At 40.1% G+C, this 2,186-nt stretch carries 1 protein-coding gene; it reads right to left on the bottom strand.

From position 1 onward, the window contains the following. Nucleotides 1-626 precede the first annotated feature (626 nt). Nucleotides 627-779, bottom strand: coding sequence for a hypothetical protein (locus ACRC28_RS15240; RefSeq protein ID WP_438544293.1), 153 nt, complete (start codon nt 777-779; stop codon nt 627-629). Between the last annotated feature and the right edge of the window lie 1,407 nt (nt 780-2,186).

Genomic DNA, 2,186 nt, shown 5'->3' on the forward strand with positions numbered 1-2,186 from the left:
CTCAGAACGACTTTCAAAGTATTAAGGACAAATGTAGTATAAAGAGCGGCAAAGTCTGTGTAGGGAGGCAGTCGGGGTGGATGGATAGGTCAAACAGGACTTTCACATGGGAGAGTGGGGTTTGTTTCCCGTGTGAAACCCAAAAATGGAAAATTTGTACGTACACAAATAGATTAAATTTCGTGACGAACTGCTGTGATACTGTGTTGCACAGGAGGATGAATGTTGGTCAGTGGAAGATAAAGTGAAAAGTGTGTCAGTGGAGAAAATAAAAATAAAATACTTCCTTCAGGCAAAATCCACATCAGTTTGATTTTGAAAAAAGATAAATGAAGACATCATCCATTACTCTGCCTTGTTCTTGTGATGTCTGAGTTTTCTTCTGTGCTTTTAAATCAGAGTTGATCAGCAGATGGCTTAATGGAGCTGTAATGAGGAAAAAGACACATCATCTATCAGTCCGTTTTACATGTTTAGTGACTGTTGGGCTGAGGGGTTGAAATATTGGACAGAAAGTACATTAATCAGCCATATATCACTTTTGTATGACTTTATACTTAGATGCATAGTTGTTTAATGAACAACGTTACATATTGTCCATGTGTTACCATTTATTACAGCCCTTGTTAATCTTTGTTTGCTCCCAGATTTTGGACTTCCAGGCTTCCTCCTTCATTGTTGCCCTCCTTGTAATGCAGCCAGACAGCCATCTGTTGAGTTACCCAGCTGGATTCAAACCTTTGACCCTGTGATGTGTTTTTGGCTGTTGCATATTTCATAGGCCAGACTCTGGCTGGCTGAAAGTCAGCACACACAGTCTAACAGTGAAGGAAGGTAAAGTAGCATCAGTGTCTCAGACATTAGCAGTGTAAGGTGTTATTGAGTCATGTTTTAGTTTTTACATCCCAAGATGGAGGATAAAAGTGTCCTTGTCTTCTTCCCCTGGCTGCAGCTTTAAACAGGTGAAGTGCTGTAAAGGCTGAGCTCCAGTGAGTCTGACATCTTTTAGCTGTCAGGGATTCAACCTCACAGAAACATGTGAAGCAAAGACTTCACAGGTGTTTCAATTGTATTGCATCACATCCACATCCAGAAAGAAAATCCTTCCACTATACAGATACCATGTTTTGGACCAGAACCGCCTGGTTGAAAGGGCTTCTTACCCTCTTATGGTGGATTTTTACAGGCACACTTGACAGTCTTGAGCAGATCTGCACCCAGATCAGAATTACAAGGTTTGGTTCTGCTGAGGATCGATGGGCTGCAAATGCTGGTGTGGTAGTCAGAAGAAAGCAGTGCCAATTTAAATCTTCCATTAGTTTGAGATCATACTCATGTAATGGATGGATAACATAATATATTATTTGGGTGAACTGGAATAACTGCATGGAGTTAAATCACTACACTGAGGCTGACTTTTTGGTTTCTGACATTGAAAATGAGAATCCTGCTAATACAAAGCCTGACAGCCAACAGATGTTGTTGAGGTTTCTAATTTTAAATTAACCCACTTTTTTATCTTCCACACCTGCAGTTTTGTGTGAATTCAGTATTAACAACACAGCTGGCATCCTGCCGGGCTCGCAAGCTCTGTTTCTCTCATCCCAGATTTCCACTGCTTCCACTTGAAAGTATCAGATTTTTTGTAAAGTTTCTCTGAAGTTGTCAGTGTTGGTGGCTCTCTGGCTCTCAGTGTCACTGTGAGACTCCAAATATAGAAGTGACTGGATTACAGCCATATAAAACTGTGCTGACTGTATAAGTTACTGAATACTTTCTATTGAGAGCCATTTAAAGTGACCTCTGGGAAAAAAAATAATTGCACCTGTCATGTTTGTTGTTGTGTGTTGGTCGGGTTTAGGTTCAGGGTTGGTAAATGCTACTAGTTGTAAGGTATTATTCAAACATCATTTGGAATTTAAGGGTTTCATTGAAAAGTAAGGAACATAATGAATTACACATTTCCCTTTCTTAGGCTTTTGATGCTCTTTTGATTTGGACAGAATATAGGGGTGTTCAGATCATATTACATTTTTAGAGCCCAGGTGATCTCCAGCTGAACGTGCTGCCTCTGTGTTGTCATAAAGAAAAAAAACACCACAAGAGATCCACAAGTCCCACAGAGTCTCTTGGTTTCAAAGCTCTTCATTTCCAAACTACTGGAAAGGAAAAACTGTCAGAGCACA

Origin of the sequence: Clostridium sp. (genome assembly GCF_051650885.1) — a bacterium.
Lineage (GTDB): Bacteria > Bacillota > Clostridia > Clostridiales > Clostridiaceae > Clostridium.

Bases quoted from the DNA above. Each gene is read 5' to 3' on its own strand.
- ACRC28_RS15240 (WP_438544293.1), bottom strand. From the start codon at position 779: ATGAAATATGCAACAGCCAAAAACACATCACAGGGTCAAAGGTTTGAA.